The 676-nt window shown below is 39.6% G+C and carries 1 rRNA gene; it reads left to right on the top strand.

Annotated features, from left to right (window positions below):
- Positions 1-43: 43 nt before the first annotated feature.
- Positions 44-159: ribosomal RNA gene (rrf, locus tag E4T80_RS12625) — 5S ribosomal RNA — on the top strand.
- The last annotated feature ends 517 nt before the right edge of the window (positions 160-676 follow it).

Genomic DNA, 676 nt, shown 5'->3' on the forward strand with positions numbered 1-676 from the left:
CATAAAATAAAGAGAAAAGACAACAAACATCATCACCGATTTTCCTGATGGTCATAATGCTGTGGACCCACCTGATTCCATTCCGAACTCAGAAGTGAAACGCAGAGATGCCGATGGTAGTGTGGGGCTTCCCCATGTGAGAGTAGGGCACCATCAGGGTATTAATTAAAGCAAGAAAGCAAAAACAAAAGTAGAGACCCCTAAGCTGAACAGCTTGGGGGTTTTTATGTTTGTAATGCAAAAGTGAACTTTATATTCCTTAGCTGAAAGGAAAGGTAGGGACGCCACGCCGGTGTCCGTTAATGCCCATTCGATAAAACAATGAAAGTTTGCAAGAGAATGAGAAAAGGACGCCGGTATAGCGTCCCTACTGATTTTATTGTTTGTCTTTATTTTAAGCTGAGTTTAGTCATCACTATTTTACCGTATTCACGATTATTTACCGCATTTTACTTCCCCTCTTTTAGCTCATTCTCTCTTTAAATTCCCATATCCAATCCACTGCAAACGGTTGATTTTAGGCATAATTTTGCAAAAACCAACTATTGTACTGTTAATGATCATGCAAAAATGCGCCAGGCTGATGCAGTAAGATCATCGAAAAGTGATCCACTGCATCTTTTGATAAACTCCTTGTTATTTAAACAGGGAATAACCTGGTATGCTTTGCATGGAA

Source organism: Muribacter muris, assembly GCF_004569585.1.
Classification (GTDB): Bacteria; Pseudomonadota; Gammaproteobacteria; order Enterobacterales; family Pasteurellaceae; genus Muribacter; species Muribacter muris.